Origin of the sequence: Micromonospora sp. NPDC049275, assembly GCF_043197115.1 — a bacterium.
Taxonomy (GTDB): Bacteria; Actinomycetota; Actinomycetes; order Mycobacteriales; family Micromonosporaceae; genus Micromonospora.
Genome location: NZ_JBICSN010000004.1, coordinates 146802 through 167583, shown reverse-complemented (window position 1 = coordinate 167583; position 20782 = coordinate 146802). Strand labels below are relative to the sequence as shown.

Annotated in this window: 26 protein-coding genes; 13 read left to right on the top strand and 13 right to left on the bottom strand. The window is 72.3% G+C overall.

The annotated features are described in order from the left end of the window. The first annotated feature begins 79 nt into the window (after window positions 1-79). Both ACGFIE_RS15560 and ACGFIE_RS15555 read left to right on the top strand, forming a co-directional pair. Window positions 80-745: a potassium channel family protein gene (locus tag ACGFIE_RS15560; RefSeq protein ID WP_393294899.1), complete on the top strand. Its 666-nt coding sequence runs from the start codon at window positions 80-82 to the stop codon at window positions 743-745. Between the two features lie 3 nt (window positions 746-748). Next, on the top strand, window positions 749-1438 hold the full coding sequence (locus ACGFIE_RS15555; protein WP_363682289.1) for a TrkA family potassium uptake protein: 690 nt from the start codon (window positions 749-751) through the stop codon (window positions 1436-1438). A gap of 37 nt (window positions 1439-1475) precedes the next feature. Here ACGFIE_RS15555 and ACGFIE_RS15550 read toward each other — a convergent pair whose 3' ends face one another. The 4 genes from ACGFIE_RS15550 to dut form a co-directional block, all read right to left on the bottom strand. Further along, entirely contained in the window at window positions 1476-2162 is a 687-nt protein-coding gene (locus ACGFIE_RS15550) for a DUF3159 domain-containing protein (protein WP_393294897.1), read from the bottom strand. 25 nt (window positions 2163-2187) lie between these two features. Further along, the gene (locus ACGFIE_RS15545; RefSeq protein ID WP_357498525.1) at window positions 2188-2568 is read right to left on the bottom strand and encodes an OB-fold nucleic acid binding domain-containing protein; all 381 of its coding nucleotides are present in this window, start codon (window positions 2566-2568) and stop codon (window positions 2188-2190) included. A gap of 126 nt (window positions 2569-2694) precedes the next feature. After that, a complete protein-coding gene (locus ACGFIE_RS15540; protein ID WP_393294895.1) occupies window positions 2695-3369 on the bottom strand; it encodes a DUF3710 domain-containing protein in 675 nt (224 codons plus the stop codon). A gap of 25 nt (window positions 3370-3394) precedes the next feature. Then, window positions 3395-3919 carry a dUTP diphosphatase gene (gene dut / locus ACGFIE_RS15535; RefSeq protein ID WP_393294893.1) on the bottom strand — a complete coding sequence of 175 codons (525 nt, stop codon included), beginning with the start codon at window positions 3917-3919 and terminating at the stop codon, window positions 3395-3397. A gap of 84 nt (window positions 3920-4003) precedes the next feature. Here dut and ACGFIE_RS15530 point away from each other — a divergent pair, with 84 nt between their 5' ends. Next, a complete protein-coding gene (locus ACGFIE_RS15530; protein WP_393294891.1) occupies window positions 4004-4537 on the top strand; it encodes a DUF3093 domain-containing protein in 534 nt (177 codons plus the stop codon). Window positions 4538-4556: 19 nt separating this feature from the next. On the opposite strand, the gene ACGFIE_RS15525 is transcribed toward ACGFIE_RS15530, so the two are convergent. Together ACGFIE_RS15525 and ACGFIE_RS15520 are read right to left on the bottom strand one after the other, a co-directional pair. Then, entirely contained in the window at window positions 4557-5354 is a 798-nt protein-coding gene (locus ACGFIE_RS15525; RefSeq protein ID WP_393294889.1) for a hypothetical protein, read from the bottom strand. A 120-nt stretch (window positions 5355-5474) separates the two neighbouring features. Further along, window positions 5475-5771 carry a DUF4193 domain-containing protein gene (locus ACGFIE_RS15520; RefSeq protein ID WP_007075406.1) on the bottom strand — a complete coding sequence of 99 codons (297 nt, stop codon included), beginning with the start codon at window positions 5769-5771 and terminating at the stop codon, window positions 5475-5477. 434 nt (window positions 5772-6205) lie between these two features. Between ACGFIE_RS15520 and ACGFIE_RS15515 the strand changes: the two genes are divergently transcribed. Continuing rightward, a complete protein-coding gene (locus tag ACGFIE_RS15515; RefSeq protein WP_393295647.1) occupies window positions 6206-6724 on the top strand; it encodes a LytR C-terminal domain-containing protein in 519 nt (172 codons plus the stop codon). Window positions 6725-6797: 73 nt separating this feature from the next. On the opposite strand, the gene ACGFIE_RS15510 is transcribed toward ACGFIE_RS15515, so the two are convergent. Continuing rightward, a complete protein-coding gene (locus tag ACGFIE_RS15510) occupies window positions 6798-7619 on the bottom strand; it encodes an inositol monophosphatase family protein (RefSeq protein WP_393294887.1) in 822 nt (273 codons plus the stop codon). Window positions 7620-7908: 289 nt separating this feature from the next. Here ACGFIE_RS15510 and ACGFIE_RS15505 point away from each other — a divergent pair, with 289 nt between their 5' ends. Both ACGFIE_RS15505 and ACGFIE_RS15500 read left to right on the top strand, forming a co-directional pair. After that, the gene (locus tag ACGFIE_RS15505) at window positions 7909-9486 is read left to right on the top strand and encodes an RNA polymerase sigma factor (protein ID WP_393294885.1); all 1578 of its coding nucleotides are present in this window, start codon (window positions 7909-7911) and stop codon (window positions 9484-9486) included. Window positions 9487-9731: 245 nt separating this feature from the next. After that, window positions 9732-9965, top strand: a complete 234-nt coding sequence (locus ACGFIE_RS15500; RefSeq protein WP_007456919.1) for a hypothetical protein — start codon at window positions 9732-9734, stop codon at window positions 9963-9965. 167 nt (window positions 9966-10132) lie between these two features. Here ACGFIE_RS15500 and ACGFIE_RS15495 read toward each other — a convergent pair whose 3' ends face one another. The 3 genes from ACGFIE_RS15495 to ACGFIE_RS15485 all read right to left on the bottom strand — a co-directional run bounded on the left by ACGFIE_RS15495 (window position 10133) and on the right by ACGFIE_RS15485 (window position 12950). After that, the gene (locus tag ACGFIE_RS15495; RefSeq protein ID WP_363682275.1) at window positions 10133-11866 is read right to left on the bottom strand and encodes a DEAD/DEAH box helicase; all 1734 of its coding nucleotides are present in this window, start codon (window positions 11864-11866) and stop codon (window positions 10133-10135) included. A gap of 180 nt (window positions 11867-12046) precedes the next feature. Next, entirely contained in the window at window positions 12047-12691 is a 645-nt protein-coding gene (locus tag ACGFIE_RS15490; RefSeq protein ID WP_363682273.1) for a trimeric intracellular cation channel family protein, read from the bottom strand. Window positions 12692-12731: 40 nt separating this feature from the next. Further along, complete coding sequence (locus tag ACGFIE_RS15485; RefSeq protein WP_007456912.1) at window positions 12732-12950, bottom strand: DUF3039 domain-containing protein; 219 nt, start codon at window positions 12948-12950, stop codon at window positions 12732-12734. An 87-nt stretch (window positions 12951-13037) separates the two neighbouring features. Here ACGFIE_RS15485 and ACGFIE_RS15480 point away from each other — a divergent pair, with 87 nt between their 5' ends. Together ACGFIE_RS15480 and ACGFIE_RS15475 are read left to right on the top strand one after the other, a co-directional pair. Continuing rightward, the gene (locus tag ACGFIE_RS15480) at window positions 13038-13973 is read left to right on the top strand and encodes a pseudouridine-5'-phosphate glycosidase (RefSeq protein WP_393294882.1); all 936 of its coding nucleotides are present in this window, start codon (window positions 13038-13040) and stop codon (window positions 13971-13973) included. After that, window positions 13970-14869 (top strand): PfkB family carbohydrate kinase, encoded by a 900-nt coding sequence (locus ACGFIE_RS15475; RefSeq protein WP_363682269.1) that lies wholly within the window; start codon window positions 13970-13972, stop codon window positions 14867-14869. Before ACGFIE_RS15480 ends, ACGFIE_RS15475 begins: the two co-directional genes overlap by 4 nt. Window positions 14870-14949: 80 nt before the next feature. Here ACGFIE_RS15475 and ACGFIE_RS15470 read toward each other — a convergent pair whose 3' ends face one another. Then, complete coding sequence (locus ACGFIE_RS15470) at window positions 14950-15309, bottom strand: DUF3099 domain-containing protein (RefSeq protein ID WP_393294880.1); 360 nt, start codon at window positions 15307-15309, stop codon at window positions 14950-14952. Between the two features lie 104 nt (window positions 15310-15413). Between ACGFIE_RS15470 and ACGFIE_RS15465 the strand changes: the two genes are divergently transcribed. Both ACGFIE_RS15465 and ACGFIE_RS15460 read left to right on the top strand, forming a co-directional pair. Next, window positions 15414-15701, top strand: coding sequence for a hypothetical protein (locus ACGFIE_RS15465; protein ID WP_007456905.1), 288 nt, complete (start codon window positions 15414-15416; stop codon window positions 15699-15701). Window positions 15702-15714: 13 nt separating this feature from the next. Further along, the gene (locus ACGFIE_RS15460) at window positions 15715-16026 is read left to right on the top strand and encodes a hypothetical protein (protein WP_363682905.1); all 312 of its coding nucleotides are present in this window, start codon (window positions 15715-15717) and stop codon (window positions 16024-16026) included. A gap of 9 nt (window positions 16027-16035) precedes the next feature. Here ACGFIE_RS15460 and ACGFIE_RS15455 read toward each other — a convergent pair whose 3' ends face one another. Next, the gene (locus tag ACGFIE_RS15455) at window positions 16036-16626 is read right to left on the bottom strand and encodes an HhH-GPD-type base excision DNA repair protein (protein ID WP_393295644.1); all 591 of its coding nucleotides are present in this window, start codon (window positions 16624-16626) and stop codon (window positions 16036-16038) included. Between the two features lie 96 nt (window positions 16627-16722). On the opposite strand from ACGFIE_RS15455, the gene ACGFIE_RS15450 reads away from it, so the two are divergent. Continuing rightward, window positions 16723-18207 carry a methyltransferase gene (locus tag ACGFIE_RS15450; protein WP_393294878.1) on the top strand — a complete coding sequence of 495 codons (1485 nt, stop codon included), beginning with the start codon at window positions 16723-16725 and terminating at the stop codon, window positions 18205-18207. Window positions 18208-18244: 37 nt separating this feature from the next. After that, complete coding sequence (gene dtd / locus ACGFIE_RS15445) at window positions 18245-18667, top strand: D-aminoacyl-tRNA deacylase (RefSeq protein ID WP_363682263.1); 423 nt, start codon at window positions 18245-18247, stop codon at window positions 18665-18667. A 63-nt stretch (window positions 18668-18730) separates the two neighbouring features. On the opposite strand, the gene ACGFIE_RS15440 is transcribed toward dtd, so the two are convergent. Beyond that, window positions 18731-19516: a sporulation protein gene (locus tag ACGFIE_RS15440; RefSeq protein WP_393295641.1), complete on the bottom strand. Its 786-nt coding sequence runs from the start codon at window positions 19514-19516 to the stop codon at window positions 18731-18733. A gap of 233 nt (window positions 19517-19749) precedes the next feature. Here ACGFIE_RS15440 and sigB point away from each other — a divergent pair, with 233 nt between their 5' ends. Further along, entirely contained in the window at window positions 19750-20766 is a 1017-nt protein-coding gene (sigB, locus tag ACGFIE_RS15435) for an RNA polymerase sigma factor SigB (RefSeq protein WP_393294876.1), read from the top strand. Window positions 20767-20782 lie beyond the last annotated feature (16 nt).

The window sequence follows — 20782 nt, the reverse complement described above, 5'->3', positions numbered from 1 at the left end:
CCGGACGTGGCAGGCTCGGACCCGAAGCCACCGGCGGCGGAAGGCCAGCGGCAGCGGTACGCACCTTGGGAGGGACAGCGTGCACGTCGTGATCATGGGATGTGGCCGGGTCGGTTCGACCCTCGCCCACAGCCTGGAGTCCCGGGGGCACTCGGTGGCGGTGATCGACCAGAACGCCGACGCCTTCCGGCGACTCGGCCCCGACTTCGCCGGGATCACGGTGACCGGGGCGGGCTTCGACGGCGAGGTGCTGCGCCAGGCCGGCATCGAACGCGCGGACGCCTTCGCCGCCGTCTCCAGCGGTGACAACTCGAACATCATCTCGGCGCGGTTGGCCCGCGAGACGTTCGGCGTGTCCCGCGTGGCGGCCCGCATCTACGACCAGCGCCGGGCCCAGGTCTACGAGCGGCTGGGCATCCCCACTGTGGCGACTGTGCGCTGGACGGCCGACCGGATGCTGCGGCACCTCGTGCCGGAGGGCAACGTGGAGATCTTCCGCGACCCGACGAGCACCGTGTCGATCGTCGAGGTCCCGGTGCACAAGGAGTGGATCGGCCGCCCGGTGCGCGCCCTGGAGGAGGCGGCCGGCGCGCGGGTGGCCTACCTGATCCGCTTCGGCATCGGCACGCTGCCCACCACGTCCACAGTCGTCCAGGAGGGCGACCAGGTGTTCATGCTGGTCAGCGACGACATCGTGGCGACTGTCACGTCGGTGGCGGCGACGCCGCCGGAAGGGGGGCACTGAGCCATGCGGATCGCCATCGCGGGCGCCGGCAACGTCGGCCGCTCGATCGCCCAGGAGCTGATCGAGAACGGCCACCAGGTGATGCTCATCGAACGGCAGCCGAAGATGCTCCGGCCGGACCGGGTTCCGGCCGCCGAGTGGGTGCTCGCCGACGCGTGTGAGGTGGCCAGCCTGGAGGAGGCCAATGTCGCCGGCTGCGACGTGGTGGTCGCGGCAACCGGTGACGACAAGACCAACCTGGTGCTGTCGCTGCTGGCCAAGACCGAGTTCGCGGTGCCCCGGGTGGTGGCTCGGGTCAACCGGGCCGAGAACGAGTGGCTCTTCACCGAGCAGTGGGGCGTGGACGTCGCGGTGAGCAAGCCGCGGGTCATGGCCGCGCTCGTCGAGGAGGCGGTCACCGTCGGCGACCTGGTCCGCCTGATGACCTTCCGGCAGGGCGAGGCGAACCTCGTCGAGATCACCCTGCCACCGACCGCGCCCTACGTCGGTCAGCCCATTCACGCGGTGCCGCTGCCCCGCGACTCCGCCCTGGTGGCGATCCTGCGCGGCAAGCGCGTCCTGGTGCCCAGCCCGGACGACCCCATCGAGGCCGGTGACGAGCTGATCTTCGTCTGCACCGCCGAGGTGGAGGACGACGTCCGCGCGGTCATCCTCGGCCCGGACAGCGTCGAGCGGACCCGCGGCTCACGCTGAGCGTTGAGCTGCCGCCGGACCGCGGGGGCGCGGTCGATCAGGCGCCGGGCAGCGGGGTGGGCTGCGGCTCCCGGGTGACCCGACGCACCGTCCAGACGGTGATGAGCAGCAGCAGCGCGTACGGCGGGTAGCCCAACGCCAACCGCGCCACGCCCAGTGCGGTGTCCTGGTGGGCCAGGTAGAGCCCGGCCTGCACGCCCACCTTGGCGAGCCACACCACGCCCCAGAGCACTGTCAACCGGGTGAAGGTGCGTACGAGCTTCGGGTCGGCCCGCCACTCCGATTTGCCCTTGGCGACCAGCACCGACCAGATCCACCCGACAAGCGGCTGCCGGACGACCGCCGAGATCAGCAGGGCGATGCCGTAGCCGATGCCGTAGAGGATGCCGGGAAGGTAGAAGTCCCGCTCGTCGCCGGTACGCCAGGCGATGGCGGCGCCGATGCCCACACCGAACAGCCCGTTGACCGCGTGCCGGATCGGCCGGCGCTGGGCCAGCCGCAACCCGGCGATCAACAGCGCGACGCCCACCGAGGCGATCACGGCCGGCCGCAGCTCGCCGATGATGTTGGCGAGCACGAAGACGACCACCGGGATGCTGGACTCGACCAGCCCTCGCCACCCGCCGAGCTGGTCGGCCATCTGTTCGGCGATCGTGGGCAGTGGTTCGTCGTCCTGCGGAGGATCGGTCTCCGGTTGTGCTGCCCGGTGCTGTCCCGTCGTCATGCCCGGCCTTCCGTCCGCGGTGCCGTCACTTCGGCGAGTCCAGCTCGTAGTAAGGGTTGTAGATGACCTTGCGGTCGTCGCGCATGGCGACCCGACCGCGCGCGGTCAGGTGCCGCCCCGGCTCGATCCCGGAGATGTGCCGCCGGCCCAGCCACACCAGCGTGACCACGTCGCTGCCGTCGTACAGGTCGGCCTCGAGGGTGGGCAGGTTGGTGCGCGGCGTGTAGACCACCGTGCGCAGCCGACCGGCGACCGAGACCACCTGACCTCGGGAGCACTGCTGGGCCAGGACGCCACCGCACTCGGCGCTCTCCTGGCGCAGCTCCTGCGCGTCGATCTCGGCCTCGCTGGCGGTGAACCGTTGCAGGATGCGCCGCAGCGACACCCTGCTCTCGTCGGTCGTCATGACCTCCGCGTCACCCTCTCCACACTCGCCGGCGCTGGCCGGCACCGGCCCAGCTCCGGCGACGCCGGAACCGTCCCGCCAGCGTACGCCGACGGGCCCGGTTCCGGCGGGCCGGTGCGTGGTCGGTCAGACCTGGCGGGGCTCGGCGGCGGCGGACGCGTCCGCGCCCTCGGCGCCGGCCTGGTCCGCGATCTCGCGGGGCAGCCGCAGCGGCAGCGGCTCACGGACCGGCTTCGCCTCCTGGCCACGGTCGACCACCAGGCCGTCCAGGCACTCGGCGAGCGGCCCGGCGCTGGCCGGGTCGGTGGCCACCGGGCCCTGGAAGACGCCCCGGACCATCCAGCGCGGCCCGTCGACGCCGACGAATCGCAGGTTCGTCGGGCCGTCCGCGGTCCGCACCTGGGCGTGCAGCTCCGGGCCGTACTCGCCCTCGACCTCCTGGGCGGCGGCGCCGTCGCTCAGCAGCGACTGACGGATCTCCTCGCGCACCTCGTCCCAGATCCCCTCGGACCGGGGGGCAGCGAAGACGCCGAGCTGCAGCGCGTTGTCCCCGTGCACCAGCACCACCTGCTGGATCACGCCCTGCGGGTCGGCCTGCACCCGCACCTCCACCTCGGCCACCGCCGGGATGTGCAGGCTGCCGAGGTCGAGTCGCTGCACGTCGTCGTCGACCTCGGAGATGTCGTACGGCCCACGCACCAGCCCTGGCGTCGACGCCCCGGTGCCCTCGTCGAGGACCTCGGCGGTCCGCTCGTCGCGGGTGTGCCGCCCGGCATCGGCCCGCTTTCGGGAGAAGATCACTGCGCCCACCCTCCGCTGTTCACAATCACCCTGCCACCTCTTCCGTCTGCCCGGGCCGCCGCTGGTCGGCCCACTCCTGGCCGGCCGGCGACGGCACCAACCCGGCGTGCCCGCCGGTCGAGCCGTGCCCGCCGGTCCCGCGCGCGGAACCGGGCAACTCGGCCACCGGCTCGAACCGCGCCCGCGCGACCCGCTGGACGACGAGCTGGGCGATCCGGTCGCCACGGGAGATCTTCGCGGGCGTGTCCCGATCATGATTGATCAGGTTGACCATGATCTCACCCCGGTAGCCGGCGTCGACCGTACCGGGCGCGTTGAGCACCGTCACGCCGAGCCTGGCCGCCAGGCCGGAGCGCGGATGGACCAGGCCCACGTACCCGTCGGGCAGGGCGACGGCCACGCCGGTGGGCACCAGGGCCCGACCGCCGGGCGGCAGCTCCACGTCCGCGGCGGCCATCAGGTCGGCCCCGGCATCGCCGGGATGGGCGTACGTGGGCAGTGGCAGCTCGGCATCGAGCAGCCGTACGGGCACGGGTACGACGTCGGTCACGGGTCCCCTCTTCGTCCGGTTGTCTCCGGTGACCCTGCCATCCTGCCGGTTGGCCGGCCCGCCGTGCGCCGTACCCTCGCAGGAGTGAGCATGTCGCCCTCCCCGTCCGCCGATCGGTCGCCGGCGCCGGCCCGTCCGGCGTACGCCGAACGGCTGGACCTGCCCTGGTGGCTGTGGCTGACCGGGCTGGTGGCCGCCGCGCTGCTGGCCGTCGAGATCTGGATGGGCGGGTCCGGCGCCCGCGCCTGGGTGCCCTTCGCGGTGCTGCTGCCGGTCACCGCCGCCGCGCTGTGGTGGCTGGGCCGGATCCGCGTCGCGGTCGTCGACTCCGAGCTGCGGGTGGACGACGCCCGGCTGCCGGTGCGCTTCGTGGCCGACGTGATCCCGTTGGACGTGGCCGGCCGCCGTGAGGTGCTCGGTGTGGGCGCGGACCCGCTCGCCTTCGTGGTGCAGCGGCCGTGGGTCGGCGGCGCCGTGCAGGTGGTGCTCGACGACCCGGCCGACCCGACCCCGTTCTGGGTGGTCAGCAGCAGGCGTCCGGTCGAGCTGGCCGAGGCGGTGCTGGCCGCGCGGGACGCGCGCCGGCCCGCCGACCGTACGGCCGGCGAGCCGGGCTGATCGACGTCGACGGCTCCGCTCAGGTGCCCGTGGGCGGGCCGGGCAGGGCCGGCGGTGGCGCCGGCCGGGCGATGCCCTGACGGCGCAGGTCCACCTGGAGCTGGTCGGCCATCTGGCGGGTGGCCCGGCGGTTGAGGAAGCTGGCCACCGCCGCGCCGGTCAGGAACGGCCCGAGCGTGGTGAGGTTGCGCCCGAATCGGCGCAGCAGCATGTCCCGCATCTCCTTGCGGGCGGCGGTGCCGAGCACAGCGCCCACGCCCACGCCGGGCACCATCGGGTTGACCCCGCGCTGGGTGGCCCAGGAGTGCACCAGGGCCACCGCCCGTTGACCGCCGGCGCCCGGCAGCGCCACGCCGTGGATCTCGTGCAGCTCACCTATCAGTTTCAGCTCCACCGCCACGACGGCGACGGTCTCGGCGGCGAGCAGCACGGGCGCGGAGAGCAGCGTGGGCGCGACGGTCCACTCGACTGCCGCGACTCCCCCACCGGCCGCGCCGATCCCGGCCGTGGCGCGGGAGGCGTTGCGGATCAGTCGCTCGGCCAGGGCGGCGTCGTCCAGGCCGGGAAAGTGTCGACGCAGGGTCGCCAGGTCCCGCACGGGTACGTGCGGGGCGATCTCGGCCACCGTGTCGGTCATCCAGCGCACTGCGGCGCGGGGTTTGAACAGGTCGGAAATGCCCCTGCTGCGGGCCTGGCTCACCATCCGGGTGAGCAGTTGGCGCCGCCGGGCCGGCGCTATGTCGTCCGCGGTCAACGCCGCGACGGTGGCACCGAGGTCGTCCGCGCCGCCGTCGGTGGTGTCGCCTCGATCGCTCATGGGTCGGACCTCCCGGTGCTGTGGCTACCCGCTACGAGTCAAGCAGGTACCCACCGGCGTCGCATGCCTACACCGGTAGCGGCGGCCCCGATCAGGAGGCCGCCGCCGGTGTCGTGAGTGTCAGACGCACTCTCGGCAGATCAGCTCGCCGTTGCGCTCGACCGCCAGCTGGCTGCGATGGTGGACCAGGAAGCAGCGGGCGCACCGGAACTCGTCCTGCTGCATCGGTAGCACCTTGACAGTGAGCTCCTCGTCGGCCAGGTCGGCACCGGGCAGCTCGAAGCTCTCGGCGACCTCGGCCTCGTCGACGTCCACCGCGCCCGACTGTGAGTCGACGCGCCGTGCCTTGAGCTCTTCCAGGCTGTCCTCGCCGAGGTCGACCTCGTCGCGACGCGGGGCGTCGTAGTCGGTGGCCATCGGTTGTCACTCTCCCATATCGATGTTGTCGCTTCCGGTTGTAACGCCGGACGACGCTGTTTCGGTTCCGCTGGCCGACCACCACTTGTGTCGGGCACCCGACCCGGGGACTGTACGGGTCGGGACCGCTGGGGCCACTCCCCTGCGAGCGCGGAACCTTACCCCCCCTTGGGCGAGGCATGTATACCGCCCTTGCGGCTGAGATGTACGCCCCCGCACGCGAAGTTGTTCCCAATGTGATTCAGGCGACACGAAGATAGGGGTAGTAGTACCCGGTTCGCGGTCGGCGCGCCGGCATGTCGGACTGTTTCCACGCGACGGCCGGACAACCGTTAACCTCAGCGGCGTATTCGACGGCCGACGGTCAGTGCGATCGGTGGCGGCCGCCGCCACCCACCTGAGGTCCCGGGAGCGCCCAGATGAGTTTTGCGCGAGTGCGAGCACTCGTCGTCGTCGGCCTGCTGGGCGTCCTGGCCCTGGCCTTCGTGATCACCGCGATCGTTCGCGACAGCCAGCGGGGGGCCGGCGCAGCGGGCGGTTGTCCGGACGGCTGGCCGCTTGCCGACGTGACGCTGCACGAGCCCAAGGACGTCAAGATCAATGTTTTGAACGCGACAGTCGAGCCGGGCCGCGCCAGCATGGTCGCGGACGACTTCCGCAACCGAAAGTTCCAGGTCAAGAAGGTCGGCAACGCGCCCAAGGGGATCGACGACGTCGCCGTGCTGCGGTACGGCCCCAAGGGCGTCAGCTCCGCCCACCTGCTCAAGGCGTACTTCCTCAACAACGCGGAGCCGGTCTACGACGCGAAGCGCACGGACGACGTGGTCGACGTGGTGTTGGGCAACGGCTACCAGCAGCTCGCCACCACCACCGAGGTCAACCAGTCCCTCGGCGACCTGGGCCCGCCGGTCGCGCCGGCCGGCTCCTGCCCGGCCCCCGCCCCCAAGAAGTGACGCCGTAACCGTCCGATCCCGCTCCCTGCCACCCCGGTCCGCCCCCGGCGCTCCCGACGCGCTCAGGACGTCCTCAGGGGCCGCCGGAGGCGTCCAGGGCGGCCAGCCGGTCGTGCAGCTCGGGGAAGAGGGCGGGCGGGGCCGCGATCACCAGGTCCGGGCCGGGCGGGCGACCGGCCAGGCCGGAGACCCGCACGCCCGCCTCGGCGGCCACCAGACCGCCGGCGGCCAGGTCCCAGGCGGCCAGGCCCTTCTCGAAGTACGCGTCCAGCCGCCCCTCCGCCACCAGGCAGAGGTCCAGGGCGGCGGCGCCGAGGCGGCGGATGTCCCGCACCGACGCGATCAGCCCGGCCACCACCGACGCCTGGTGCGCCCGCCGACCGGCGTCGTAGCCGAAGCCGGTGCCGACCAGCGCCTGCCCCAGGTCCGTCTCCCCGGAGCAGCGCAGCCGGACGCCGTCGCGCCAGGCGCCGCCGCCAGCGGTGGCGGTCCACTCCTCGCCGGTGTTCACGTTGCGCACCACGCCGGCGACCACCACCCCGTCCACCTCGGCCGCCAGCGACACCGCGCTGTACGGCAACCCGTAGAGGTAGTTCACTGTGCCGTCGATCGGGTCGACGATCCACCGCACGCCGCCCGGCTCGGCGGGGCCGGTGTCCTGGGTGCCGTACTCCTCGCCCAGGACCGCGTCCCCCGGCCGCAACGCGCGCAGCGCGTCGAGGACCTGCCGCTCGACGGCGCGGTCCGCCGCCGTGACCACGTCGGTGACCGTGCTCTTGGTCGCCGCCACGGACACGCCCTCGGCCCGCATCCGGTACGCGGTGGCCGCGGCGTCCCGGGCCACCTCGATCGCGATCGCCAACAGTTCCCGCGGTGGCGGCGCCGAACGGTCCATTCCAGGGTCCCCTTCCCGTACGACCGGGGCGTTCCGGGCCGTGCGCGAGTATCATCCTTACAAAGTCCACATCTGCGCCGAATCGGCGGTCCCGCCGCCGTTACGCCGTGCGGCGCAGGATGATCGCCGCAGACGGCGTTACAATTCACCCCTGCCCACGCGCCACGGACCGCCGACCACCGGCCGGCCCGGGACACGGGGGTCCCTCAACCACATCGCCCGGCCCAGTTGCCCCACGCTGTGCCGGACGACCCGGCCGTGCCCGCTCTTCGCCTCCGGAAGGTCATTCGTGACAGAACCCCGCCAGCCCGGCGCCGACGTTCGCTCGCTCACCGACACCCTGATCGCCCACGCGCAGAGCGCCGGTGGTCAGCTCACGTCGGCTCAGCTCGCGCGCACCGTCGAGACCGCCGAGGTGACTCCGGCCCAGGCCAAGAAGATCCTCCGGGCGCTCTCCGAGGCGGGAGTGACCGTTGTGGTGGACGGCTCGGCGAGCACCCGCCGCCGGGTCGCCGCGGCCCGCTCGACGACCCCCGCGTCCCGGGCCACCACCGCCAAGACCACCAAGAAGGCCGCCGCGCCCGCCCCGAAGCAGGCGCCGGCCTCCGACGAGGCGCCGTCGACGCCGGCGCCGCGCAAGGTGGCCGCTCGCAAGGCCGCCGAGGCCACCCCGGCGAAGGCGACCAAGTCCACCCGCGCCACCAAGGCGACGGTGGCCGCGGCGGCCGGCGCCAAGCCGGTCAAGGCCAAGGGCGAGGGCGCCGAGGGTGAGATCGACCCGGAGGAGCTCGCCGCCGCCATCGAGGACGTGGTGGTGGAGGAACCGGCCGAGCTGGCCCAGGCCGCCGAGACCGACGCCGCCGCGTCGGCCACCGACAACGACTTCGAGTGGGACGACGAGGAGTCCGAGGCCCTCAAGCAGGCCCGGCGCGACGCCGAGCTGACGGCCTCCGCCGACTCCGTCCGGGCGTACCTGAAGCAGATCGGCAAGGTTCCGCTGCTCAACGCCGAGCAGGAGGTGGAGCTGGCCAAGCGGATCGAGGCCGGGCTCTACGCCGCCGAGCAGCTGCGCGCGGCCGACGAGGGCGAGGAGAAGCTCGCCCGGGAGATGGTCCGCGACCTGGGCTGGATCTCCCGCGACGGCGAGCGCGCCAAGAACCACCTCCTCGAGGCGAACCTCCGTCTGGTCGTCTCGCTCGCCAAGCGGTACACGGGGCGCGGCATGGCCTTCCTGGACCTGATCCAGGAGGGCAACCTCGGCCTCATCCGCGCGGTGGAGAAGTTCGACTACACCAAGGGCTACAAGTTCTCCACGTACGCCACCTGGTGGATCCGGCAGGCCATCACCCGCGCCATGGCCGACCAGGCCCGCACCATCCGCATCCCGGTGCACATGGTCGAGGTCATCAACAAGCTCGGCCGCATACAGCGCGAGCTGCTCCAGGACCTGGGCCGTGAGCCCACGCCGGAGGAGCTGGCCAAGGAGATGGACATCACACCGGAGAAGGTGCTGGAGATCCAGCAGTACGCCCGGGAGCCCATCTCGCTGGACCAGACCATCGGCGACGAGGGCGACAGCCAGCTCGGTGACTTCATCGAGGATTCCGAGGCCGTGGTGGCCGTCGACGCGGTCTCGTTCTCGCTCCTGCAGGACCAGCTCCAGCAGGTGCTGCAGACGCTCTCCGAGCGTGAGGCGGGTGTGGTACGTCTGCGTTTCGGCCTGACCGACGGTCAGCCGCGGACGCTTGACGAGATCGGCCAGGTCTACGGGGTGACCCGGGAGCGGATCCGGCAGATCGAGTCCAAGACGATGTCCAAGCTGCGTCACCCGTCCCGGTCGCAGGTTCTCCGGGATTACCTGGACTGAGCCGGTTTCGTCAACCGAACGTGTCGTTTTGGCCACCTGGTGTGCAACACCAGATGGAGATCGTCCGGATGCACGAATGTGATCGTTGACGTGGCACCCTTGGTGCACGGCACACTGTCCCTGCCAGGTGTGACCTCGGTCCCCCGCGGGCACACAGGGAAGGCAGCGCCTAGCAAGGGTGTTGCACGATAGGTGAGCAACGACCGAAGAGATTGTTCATCGGTGACGACCAGAGGAGGAAGGCGATGAACTCGACCCTCACGCCGCCGCCCGAAACGGTGGCACCCCCAGCCGCCGATGAACGGTGCGACCGCTGCAATGCTGCCGGTAAGCTCCGGATCACTCTGGTGGGTGGGAGCGAGCTGGTGTTCTGCGGGCACCACGCGAACAAGTACGCGGAGGATCTCGTGAAGATCACCGAGCGGTTCGCGACGGAGCCCGACTTCAGCTGGCGTGGCGCCGATCTGATGGCGAACTGAGTCCGTAGACCGACATAGCCGGCCGGAGGCACCCTGAGGGTGTCTCCGGTCGGCTTTTTCCTGTCCAGCACCCGCGCGCTTCGTGATCCACTCAGTTTCACGGAAGTCGCGCTCTCCACCTCGCTCGAACACCCCGTTTTCATGAAAGCCGAGGGGCGGCGGCCGGGCTAGAGGGTCTGCACCGTCGCGATGCGTTCCTCGAGCTGCTCGATGGTGGCCTGGGCGCTCGGCGGGCCGCCACAGAGCCGGCGCAGCTCGGCGTGGATCTTGCCGTGGGGTTGGCCGGTGCGATGGTGCCGGGCGGCCACCAGAGCGTTCAGTTGCCGCCGGAGCGCCACACGACGCTGGGCGGCACTCATGGGTGCCGGAGGCGCCGCCGTGGGCGCAGCGGCCGGCTGAGCGGCCCCGTCGGCCGTACGACGGCGCTGGGCGGCGAGCTGTGCCGCCTGGCGCTTGGTCAGCAGCAGCGAGACCTGGTCGGCGGTGAGCAGGCCGGGCAGGCCGAGGTACTCCTCCTCCTCCGGTGTGCCGGCCTGCGCGGCGGTCCCGAAGGACGCGCCGTCGAAGATCACCTGGTCCAGTTCGGCGGTGGCCGAGAGCGCCGCGAAGCGCTTCTCCAGCTCCCCGCTGGCCTGGTCGTCGCGCTGTGCCCGTTCCAGCAGGTCGTCATCGAGGCCGTCGGAGTCCTTGGGTTTGCCGAGGACGTGGTCCCGCTCGTTCTCCATCTCGCTGGCCAGCCCGAGCAGGTGCGGCACGCTGGGCAGGAAGACCGACGCCGTCTCGCCGGGGCGGCGGGCCCGCACGAACCGACCGATCGCCTGGGCGAAGTAGAGCGGGGTGCTGGCGCTGGTGGCGTAGACGCCGACCGCCAGCCGGGGGATGTCCACCCCCTCGGACACCATCCGCACCGCGACCAGCCACCGCTGGTCGGACGCCGCGAACGTCGCGATCCGCGCGGAAGCGCCCTGGTCGTCGGAGAGCACCACGGCAGCCTTCTCGCCGGTTATCTGCTCGATGAGCTTGGCGTACGAGCGGGCGGTCTGCTGGTCGGTCGCGATGATCAGACCACCGGCGTCGGGCATGCCGGCGTTGCGCAGCACGGTGAGGCGGGCGTCGGCGGCGCGCAGCACCTGCGGCATCCAGTCCCCCGCCGGGTCCAGGGCGGTACGCCACGCCTGCGCCACCAGGTCCTGGGTCATCGGCTCGCCGAGGCGGGCCGCCAACTCGTCCCCCGCGTTCGTGCGCCAGCGGGTCTCCCCGGAGTACGCCAGGAAGAGCACCGGCCGGACCACGCCGTCGCGCAGCGCGTCGGCGTAGCCGTACACCGAGTCGGCGTGGGAGCGCAGCAGCCCGTCACCGCCCCGCTCGTAGGTGACGAACGGGATGGGGTTGTCGTCGGAGCGGAACGGCGTACCGGTGAGCATCAGCCGGCGTACGGCGGGTTCGAAGGCGTTCTTCACGCCGTCGCCCCAGGAGCGGGAGTCGCCGGCGTGGTGAATCTCGTCGAGGATGACCAGGGTGCGACGGGTCATGGTGCGCCGCCTGTGCACCTGCGGGGCCATCCCCACCTGGGCGTAGGTGACCACCGCGCCGTGGAAGTCGGCCGCCGAGTGCACGTCGGCATTGCGGAACGCGGCGTCGAGCTGAATGCCCACCCGCGCCGCGGCCTCGGCCCACTGGTTCTTCAGGTGCTCGGTGGGCGCGACCACGGTGACCGCCTCGACGGTGCCGTCGCCGAGCAGCTCGGCAGCGATCCGCAGGGCGAAGGTGGTCTTGCCGGCGCCCGGCGTCGCGACCGCTGTGAAGTCCTCGGTACGCCGGCGCAGGTACTCCACCAGGGCCTTGCGCTGCCAGGCACGTAGTGCCGGGAACGTCTCGAGCACCGGCGTCCGGGCTGCCACGCGAAAGCTCCTCTCCGACCGCACGAGGGCGGACACCGGGCGAGGGCCACGAGTATCGCCGCCCATGAAAACGCCTCCGCGCAGAAGCTGCCGCGAAGGCCGACTCAGCATAACCAGCGCGGGCCCGTCGGCCCAGGCGACACCACGCCTGTCACGTTCACCACCCGCGCAGGACGGGCCTCACCACTCCGGGTCGCCGGTCGTCGGTGGCCGCAGCGTGGCCACCGGCGCGGACCAGCGGCGGCGCAGCGCGATCAGGCGCAGCCCGAAGACCCCGACGGCGGCGGCGGTGAGCGGCGCCGGCCCGGTCTGCCCGGTGACGTACAGCAACGCCACCGCGACCGATCCGGCCAGGGCGGCCACCGCGTAGATCTCCCGGCGCAGCACCACCGGGATCTCGGCGGTCAGCAGGTCCCGGCCGAGCCCGCCGCCGATCGCGGTGAGCATGCCGATCAGGCAGGCGCCGACCGCCGGCACCCGGGCGTCGAACGCCTTGAGCGTGCCGGTGACGGTGAACAGACCGAGGCCCGCAGCGTCGAGCACCAGCACAGTGGTGCGCAGTCGGGCGAGCTGTGGGTGCAGCCAGAAGACGGCGACCGCGGTGATCGCCGCGGTGGTGGCGTACCGCCAGTCGGCGAAGGCGAGCGGCGGCACCTCGTCGATGACCAGGTCGCGGAAGATCCCACCGCCGAGCGCGGCCACGAAGCCGACGAACGCGACGCCGAACAGGTCGAGTCGTTTGGCCACCGCCGCCGAGGCGCCGGAGGCGGCGAAGACCGCCACCCCGGTCAGGTCGGCGACGAGCAGGGCGGTGGAGGTGGTCACCGCCGCAGGCTACGTCGCCGGCCGGAGCGCCGGCCGGGGTTCACTCGCGGTACGAGTCGTAGATCTCCTTGCACTTGGGGCAGACCGGCGAGCCCGGCTTGGCCGCCTTGGTGACCGGGAAGGTCTCCCCGCAGAGCGCGACGACGAAGGTGCCCATGACGGCACTCTCGGCGATCTTCTCCTTGCGGACGTAGTGGAACATCTCGGGACCGGTGTCGGCGTCCTTCAGTTCCGGACGCTCGAGAACCTCTGTGCTCACGTCTGCACCTCCAACCGCCAAGTTTGGCAGGTCATCACGGCCGGGTCCACTTGAGCCCGGGCCGGTTCCGACCCGTACCGTGCCGGTGTGACTGACTTTCGCATCAGCTTCGGCACCGAGGTGGCCGAGGCCCTGCGCGACGGCCGGCCCGTCGTCGCGCTGGAGAGCACCATCGTCTCGCACGGCCTGCCCCGTCCGCAGAACCTGCAGGTGGCCCGCGAGATCGAGCAGGCGGTCCGGAACGCCGGGGCGGTGCCGGCGACCATCGGGATGATCGGCGGCGAGCTGGTGGTCGGCCTGGACGACGCGCAGCTGACCCGGCTGGCCACCGTCGACGGGGTGACGAAGCTCTCGGTCCGCGACCTGGCCGTGGCGGCCGCGACCGGCGCGGACGGCGCCACCACCGTGGCGGCGACGAGCGCCGTGGCCGCCGCCGCCGGGATCGGGGTGTTCGCGACCGGCGGCCTGGGCGGCGTGCACCGCGAGGCGGCGCACACCTTCGACGAGTCGGCGGACCTGGTCACCCTGGCCCAGACTCCGATCACTGTGGTCTGCGCGGGGGTCAAGTCGATCCTCGACGTGGGCGCGACGCTGGAGCGCCTGGAGACCCTCGGGGTCGCCGTCATCGGTTACCGCACCCGCCGGTTCCCCGGCTTCTACCTCACCGACGCGGGCTTCGACCTGGACTGGTCGGTGGACTCCCCGGAGCAGGTCGCCGCCGTGCTGGCCGCCCGCGACGAGCACGCCGTGCACACCGGCGGCCTGCTCGTCGCCAACCCGCTGCCGGTCGACGAGCAGCTCGACCCGGAGCTGCACGACCGGACCCTCGCCGAGGGGCTGGCCCGGCTGGAGCGGGACGGGGTGACCGGCAAGGCCGTCACCCCGTACCTCCTGGCGCACTTCCACTCGGCCACCGAGGGCGCCAGCCTGGCGGTGAACGTCCGGATCATCCTGCGCAACGCCGACCTGGCCGCGCGCATCGCGGTCGCCGCGGTCGCCCGCGCCTCCGCCGTCCCGGCATGACCCCTGGGGCCCGCGTGGTCGTCGTCGGGGACGTGATCACCGACGTGGTCGCGGTGCTGTCCGGGCCGCTCGCGGCCGGGTCGGACACCGGTGCCGAGATCAGTCTCGGCGGGGGCGGGCAGGCGGCCAACACCGCCGCCTGGATCGCCGCGCAGGGGATGGCCGTCACACTCGTCGGCGCGGTCGGCGACGATGACGCCGGGCGCGACCGGGTGGCCGAGCTGGACCGCGCGGGCGTGGACTGCGCGGTCGAGCGGGTGGTGGGCGCCCGGACCGGCACGGTGATCGTGCTGGCGGCCGACGGCGAGCGGACCATGGTCACGTCGCGGGGCGCGAACCTCGCGTTGCGCGCCGAGCACGTGGAGAAGGCCCTGGCGGCGGTGCCCGAGGCGGGGCATCTGCACCTGTCCGCGTACACCCTGTTGGACGCCGGGTCGCGCGGCGCGGGGTTGCGGGCGCTGGGCGCCGCCCGCGAGCGCGGGCTCACCACAAGCGTCGACGCGGCGTCCGCGGCGCCGCTGCGGCGGGTCGGCGCGCGGACCTTTCTCGGTTGGGTACGCGATGTCGACCTGCTGCTGGTCAACGCGGACGAGGCCACGGTGCTGGCCGGCGGTCTGGACCCGGCGGCGCAGGGGCGGGCGCTGTCGGCGACGGCTCGGCGGGTCGTGGTGAAGCGCGGGGCGGCGGGAGCGGTCTGGGTGGACCGCACCTCGCCGGTCTGCGTGGCTCCGGCCCGGCGGGTGGCGGTGGTGGACGTCACGGGCGCGGGCGACGCCTTCGCGGCCGGCCTGCTCACCGCGTGGCTCGCCGGTGCCACCCCGACCGCGGCACTGAGCCGCGCGACCGACCTGGGCGCGCTGGCCGTCTCCACGGCCGGTGCGCGGCCACAGCCGTAACTGTCGAAAGCAGCCGTAACGGCCGGCCCACGGCCACCGCGCGGCCGAGAACGGTCGAGCCCTGGCCCGCGCGACGCGGGTCAGGGCTCGACGTCGATGACCCTGTGTGGGCGTTCCTCGGCGGTGAGGCTCATCGGCGGGGTCTCGTCCTTGTGACGGCTGTGGAACCGATTGGCCAGCCGGTGCTCCTCCTTGGGCGGCCGGTCGTTGGCCAGCAACACGGCCAACCACGGAATGAGCACCATGCCGAGGGCACACAGCGGCAACCAGACCCAGAGCAGTGGGGCGTTCGCGCCGACCAGGATCGCGCCGGCGACGATGCAGGCCACCCGGATGCCCATCATGAGGACATAGCGGCGCTGACGGCTGGTGAGCTGATCATTCTGGCTGCGCGAGGCATCGGTGATCAGAATCGGCTGGTACGCCTGACGCTTCACCATGGACCTCCTCGAGGGGATTACGCCCCATCCTGTCACCACGGAGGCGTGATCAGCGAAAATTGACCTGGCCCGGTACGTGTTACGTGCGTGGTACGCTGCGCGACGTGGGCAGCAGGTTCAGCTTCACCGACGAGGCGTTGGCCAACCTGAGGGTCTACGACGTCACGCCCGGGGAAGTCTGGGAGGCGCTGCACAGCGCTCGACGGGTCATCCGCCACCTGGGTGACGACGTGATGGTGGTCTACGCCGCCGGCCGGCGCGGCCGCCGCCTGGCGGTGCTGCTCGCCGAGGCCGATGGCACCGACAACGACTGGGACATCCTCTCCGCCCGCGAGCTGAGCGACGTCGAGTCGAAGCGCTACGACGAGGCCGTGCGGAGAGATCGCCGATGAGGAGGCCGTGACGATGCACCGTAACGACGCGACCAAGCAGTTCCACAGCGGCGACGACCGGCTCGCCGACCTGATCGACGACAGCCCCTCGGTGGACCTGCCCACCCCCGACACCGACGTGCCGATGGTGAGCCGATCGGTGCGGCTGCCACTGGAGACGTACGAGCGGGTGCGCGCCGCCGCCGATGCCCGGGGCATCGGGGTCACCACGCTGATGCGGCAGTGGATCGAGGCCGGCCTCGCCGACCTGGACGACTCCGCGACCGTCTCTCTCGCCGACGTCCGGCGGGCGCTGGCCTCGCTCGCCCACCCGACCGCCGCCTGAGCGCGCGGGTCAGCCGTCGGCGGTCTTCGCCTTGGCCGCCGCCTTCATCTGCTGCTTGTACTCCCGCACCCGGCGCAGCGAGTCGACGTCGGTGACGTCCGCCACCGACCGGTGGGCGCCGGGGTCGCCGTACCCGCCGGCCGCCGTCCGCCAGTCCTGCGGGGTCACCCCGAACCGCTTGCCGAGCAGGGCCACGAAGATCTGCGCCTTCTGCTTGCCGAAGCCGGGCAGCCCGGCGAGCCGCCGCAACAGCTCCGGCCCGTCGGCGACGTCGGCCCAGAGCAGCGCGGCGTCCCCGTCGTAGCGCTCCACGAGCACCCGGCAGACCTCCTGCACCCGGGCCGCCATCGCCTTCGGGAACCTGTGCAACGCGGGCGGCTGGGCGAAGAGCGCGACGAGCGCCTCCGGGTCGTAGCCGGCCAACTCCGCCGCGTCCAGGTCGTGGCCGAGCCGCTGGGTGAGCACGTACGGAGAGGAGAACGCCTTCTCCATCGGCACCTGCTGGTCCAGGGTCATGCCGAGAAGCAGGGCCAGTGGGCTGCGCTCCAGCAGCCGGTTGGCCTCCGGATCGATGGGCAGCACGAGCGTCATACCCGCCATCTTGCCTGGCCCGCGGATCCGGGTCGGCACCGACGCTCCGGCGGTCGTCCGGCGGGTGCTGCCGACGCGGGACGGCACGAAAGGCAGGATGAGGGCGTGGACGAACACGACATGCTGCTCTCCCCCGCCGGTGTCGACGCGCTGCGCGCCGCGCTGACCCGGACCGGGTTCACCAGCCACGGCATCGCCGAGCGGCTGGGCGCGCAGGCCACCGCCGCGGTCGCCCGCAACGACTACCGGGCCGCACTGCGCGCCACCGAGGACGGCGACCCGCTCGGCACCCTCATCCGGGTGTTCATCTGCGACCAGACCGAGCCGGAGGCCGCGGTGGCCGCCGCGCTGGCGCCCCTCCCGCTGGAGGAGGCGCTGGCCGGCGGGCTGGTCGAGCGCTACGGCGACGGCCTGCGCGCCGGCGTCGACCTGGAGCCGTACGGCGACGACTGGTGGGTGCTCGCCGACGTGCCGGCCAGCGCCCGGCCGGGTCGTCCACTGCACGCCGAGCACGTGCTGGGCATCGGCGGCGCCACGCAGACCCTGATCGGCGCGACAGTGCGCCGGCCGGTGGGCAGCGCACTGGACCTGGGCACCGGCTCCGGCGTGCAGGCCCTGCACCTGGCCACCCACGCCGACACGGTGACCGCCACTGACCTCTCCGAGCGGGCCCTGCGCTTCGCCGCGACCACCGCCGCCCTCAACGGCCAGGACTGGGAGCTGCTGCGCGGCGACCTGGTCGCCCCGGTGGCCGGGCGCCGCTTCGACCTGGTGGTGAGCAACCCGCCGTTCGTGGTCGGCCCGGGTACCACCACGCACGTCTACCGCGACTCGGGGCGGGTGGGTGACGCGATCGCCGCCGAACTGGCCTCCGCCGCTCCCGGCCTGCTCACCGAGGGCGGCACCATGCAGTACCTGGCGAACTGGGTGCACGTCGCCGGCGAGGAGTGGGACGAGCGGGTGGCCGGCTGGTTCGCCGGCACCGGCCTGGACGCCTGGGTGATCCAACGCGAGGTGGCCGACCCCATGGCGTACGTCGACCTGTGGCTCAACGACGTCGGCCAGGGCGCCGACCCGCAACGGGCCGCCGTCTGGCTGGACTGGTTCGACGCGCACAAGATCGAGGGAGTCGGCTTCGGCATCGTGTCGCTGCGCCGAGGTGGGCACGCCGATCCGGTGGTCCGCGTGGAGGACCTGCGTCAGCAGGTCCAGCCGCCACTGGGCGACCACATCGGCGCCTGGTTCGACCGCCAGGACTTCCTGCGGGTACGCGACACCGACGGGCTGCTCGCCGAGCGCTACCGGGCCGCCGATGGTCTCCAGCTGCGCCAGGAGGCCACCATGGGCGACGAGGGCTGGGCGGTGGACCGGCAGGTGCTCGCGATGCCGCACGGCCTGCGCTGGACCGAGGAGATCGACCCGCTGGTGCTGGCGCTCGTCGGCGGGGCCGACGGCCGGCTGCCGCTGCGCGACCAGCTCGCCCTGCTCGCGGCGGCCCACGACGTCGAACCCGCGGAGATGGCCGAGGCCGCCGGCCCCATCGTCGCGCACCTGGTGGAGCGCGGCTTCATCGAGCCGGTGACCGCGTGACGCGGGCGGTCGTGCTGATGCGGGCCGGGGTGCTCTGATGCGGGCGGTGGTGCAGACCGTCGGGCGGGCCAGCGTGACGGTCGACGGCGAGGTGGTCGGCGCGATCGAGAACGGCCTGCTGGTGCTGCTCGGGGTGACGCACACCGACACCGCCGAAACCGCCCGGACGATGGCCCGCAAGGTGCACGAGCTGCGGATCCTGGACGGCGAACGGTCCGCCGCCGATGTCGGAGCGCCGATCCTGGTGGTCAGCCAGTTCACCCTTTACGGCGACGCCCGCAAGGGCCGCCGTCCAAGTTGGACGGCGGCGGCCCCCGCCGAGGTGGCCGAACCCCTGGTGACAGCGGTAGTCGAGTCCCTACGCGAACGAGGCGCCACTGTCGAGACCGGCCGCTTCCGCGCCCACATGCTGGTGGAGAGCACCAACATAGGCCCCCAAACCCTCCTCCTGGACCTCTGACACCCCGGTTGATCATGAAGTTGTTGCCACGACACGCCGAGGCGGCGGGCAATAACTTCATGATCAACGGCTGGGGCGGCGGGACAGGGATCCGCGGAGCCAGGTGTCCAGTTCGGCGGGCCAGTCGGTGTGGTCGGCCGTGGCGTGCTCGACAGTGAACCGGCCGAAGGCGTCGCGGCCCTCGGTGAAGACGCCGCCGCGCTTGTCGACCTCCAGCACCACCTGCATCTGTCGCGCGTCGGCGATGAAGGTGACCTCCAACTGGTTGATCGACCGGGCGTACTGCGGTGCCGGGCTGAACTCGATCTCCTGGTAGAACGGCAACGTCTGCCGTACGCCGTAGAGGTGCCCACGCTCCACATCGGCTCGCGCGAAGCGGAAGCCCAGTCGCAGCAGCGCGTCCAGCAGCCGCTCCTGCGCGGGCAGCGGGTGCACCGACACGGCATCCAGATCGCTGGTGTCGACGGCTCGGGCGACCTCCAACTCGGTCCGCAGGCCCATCGTCATGCCGTGCAGGTGCTGCCCGTACAGCTCGGTCACGGGTGTCTCCCAGGGCACGTCGAAGCGGAACGGGAGGTCGTGGCGCTGCCCCGGCTCCAACCGGAACGCGCCGGTGACCCGCTGGCGGTGGAACTCCTGAGTGGTGTCGTAGTCGCTGTCGCCGCTCTCCACCTCGACCCGGGTGACCAGGCCGAGCGTGACGTGCTCGATGTCGACCTGATGGTCGCCGCCGAGCACCTGGATGCGGCCCTCCAACTGCCCTCCGGGGCGGCAGTTCGGGTTGGCGAGCACCGTCTCGACCGACGGGCCACCGACCCCCATCGCCTTCATGAGCCGCTTGAAGACCACACCGTCCTCCATCGTCGGACCACGCCGACCCGGGGCGGCCGGCCTGCCCGCAACGTAGCCGGGCGGCGCACGCAACCGCCGGGACGACACACCGCGGCAACGATCCGGCCGGATTCCTGTCGGGTGCCCGATCGCCTCACTCCCGTTTCACGCCCTGCCCGCCAAGCTGTGTTTCACACCGGCACCACTGGGCCGGAGACGCGGCACAGACGTGGACACGGGGAGAGACAGAGATGGTCCTGCAGATGACGGAACACCGGACGCGCCCGGCCACCAGCACCGAGAGCAACGGGCCCGCAGAGGCCCTCACCGACCTGGACGCCACCGACGAGCGCGGCATCTCCACCGACCTGGTCCGGGCGTACCTGAACGGGATCGGCCGGACGAAGCTGCTCACCGCGGCGCAGGAGGTCGACCTGGCCCGCCGGATCGAGGCCGGCCTGTTCGCCGACGAGAAGCTCGCCACCTGCACCCCGGTCTCCGAGGAACTGCGGGCCGACCTGGAGCTGATCGTCGCCGAGGGCCGCGCCGCCAAGGACCACCTGCTGGAGGCGAACCTGCGGCTGGTGGTCAGCATCGCCAAGCGCTACACCGGACGTGGGATGGCCTTCCTCGACCTGATCCAGGAGGGCAACCTCGGCCTCATCCGGGCGGTGGAGAAGTTCGACTACGCCAAGGGTTACAAGTTCTCCACGTACGCCACCTGGTGGATCCGGCAGGCGATCACCCGGGCCATGGCCGACCAGGCTCGCACCATCCGCATCCCCGTGCACATGGTCGAGCAGGTCAACCGGATGGTCCGGGCCCGCCGCGAGCTGGCGGTGACGCTGGGTCGCGAGCCCACGGTCGCCGAGGTCGCCCGTGCCCTGGACATCCCCGAGTTCCAGGTCATCGAGCTGATCTCGTACGACCGCGAGCCGGTCAGCCTGGACCAGGCCGTCGGCGACGACGGCGAGAGCGCGCTCGGTGACTTCGTGGCCTCGGTGGACCCGCGCACCGACCCGGGCGAGGGCGCCGCGCAGGGCGAACTGCGCAACGAGGTGAGCATCGTGCTGGCCACGCTGTCGCAGCGGGAGCAGGCGGTCATCCGGCTCCGGTTCGGGCTGGACGACGGCCGGCAGCGCACCCTGGACGAGGTCGGCCGGGAGTTCGGCCTGTCCCGTGAGCGCATCCGGCAGATCGAGAAGGTGACGCTGCTGAAGCTGCGCGCTCCGGAGCGCGCGCAGCGCCTGGAGGCGTACGCCTGCTGACGTACCCGCTTCGACA

Coding starts and splice junctions, on each gene's coding strand:
- ACGFIE_RS15555 (WP_363682289.1), top strand. CDS start 749: ATGCGGATCGCCATCGCGGGCGCCGGCAACGTCGGCCGCTCGATCGCC.
- ACGFIE_RS15550 (WP_393294897.1), bottom strand. CDS start 2,162: ATGACGACGGGACAGCACCGGGCAGCACAACCGGAGACCGATCCTCCG.
- ACGFIE_RS15545 (WP_357498525.1), bottom strand. CDS start 2,568: ATGACGACCGACGAGAGCAGGGTGTCGCTGCGGCGCATCCTGCAACGG.
- ACGFIE_RS15525 (WP_393294889.1), bottom strand. CDS start 5,354: ATGAGCGATCGAGGCGACACCACCGACGGCGGCGCGGACGACCTCGGT.
- ACGFIE_RS15520 (WP_007075406.1), bottom strand. CDS start 5,771: ATGGCCACCGACTACGACGCCCCGCGTCGCGACGAGGTCGACCTCGGC.
- ACGFIE_RS15510 (WP_393294887.1), bottom strand. CDS start 7,619: ATGGACCGTTCGGCGCCGCCACCGCGGGAACTGTTGGCGATCGCGATC.
- ACGFIE_RS15500 (WP_007456919.1), top strand. CDS start 9,732: ATGAACTCGACCCTCACGCCGCCGCCCGAAACGGTGGCACCCCCAGCC.
- ACGFIE_RS15475 (WP_363682269.1), top strand. CDS start 13,970: ATGACCCCTGGGGCCCGCGTGGTCGTCGTCGGGGACGTGATCACCGAC.
- ACGFIE_RS15470 (WP_393294880.1), bottom strand. CDS start 15,309: ATGGTGAAGCGTCAGGCGTACCAGCCGATTCTGATCACCGATGCCTCG.
- ACGFIE_RS15460 (WP_363682905.1), top strand. CDS start 15,715: ATGCACCGTAACGACGCGACCAAGCAGTTCCACAGCGGCGACGACCGG.
- ACGFIE_RS15455 (WP_393295644.1), bottom strand. CDS start 16,626: ATGGCGGGTATGACGCTCGTGCTGCCCATCGATCCGGAGGCCAACCGG.
- dtd (WP_363682263.1), top strand. CDS start 18,245: ATGCGGGCGGTGGTGCAGACCGTCGGGCGGGCCAGCGTGACGGTCGAC.
- sigB (WP_393294876.1), top strand. CDS start 19,750: ATGGTCCTGCAGATGACGGAACACCGGACGCGCCCGGCCACCAGCACC.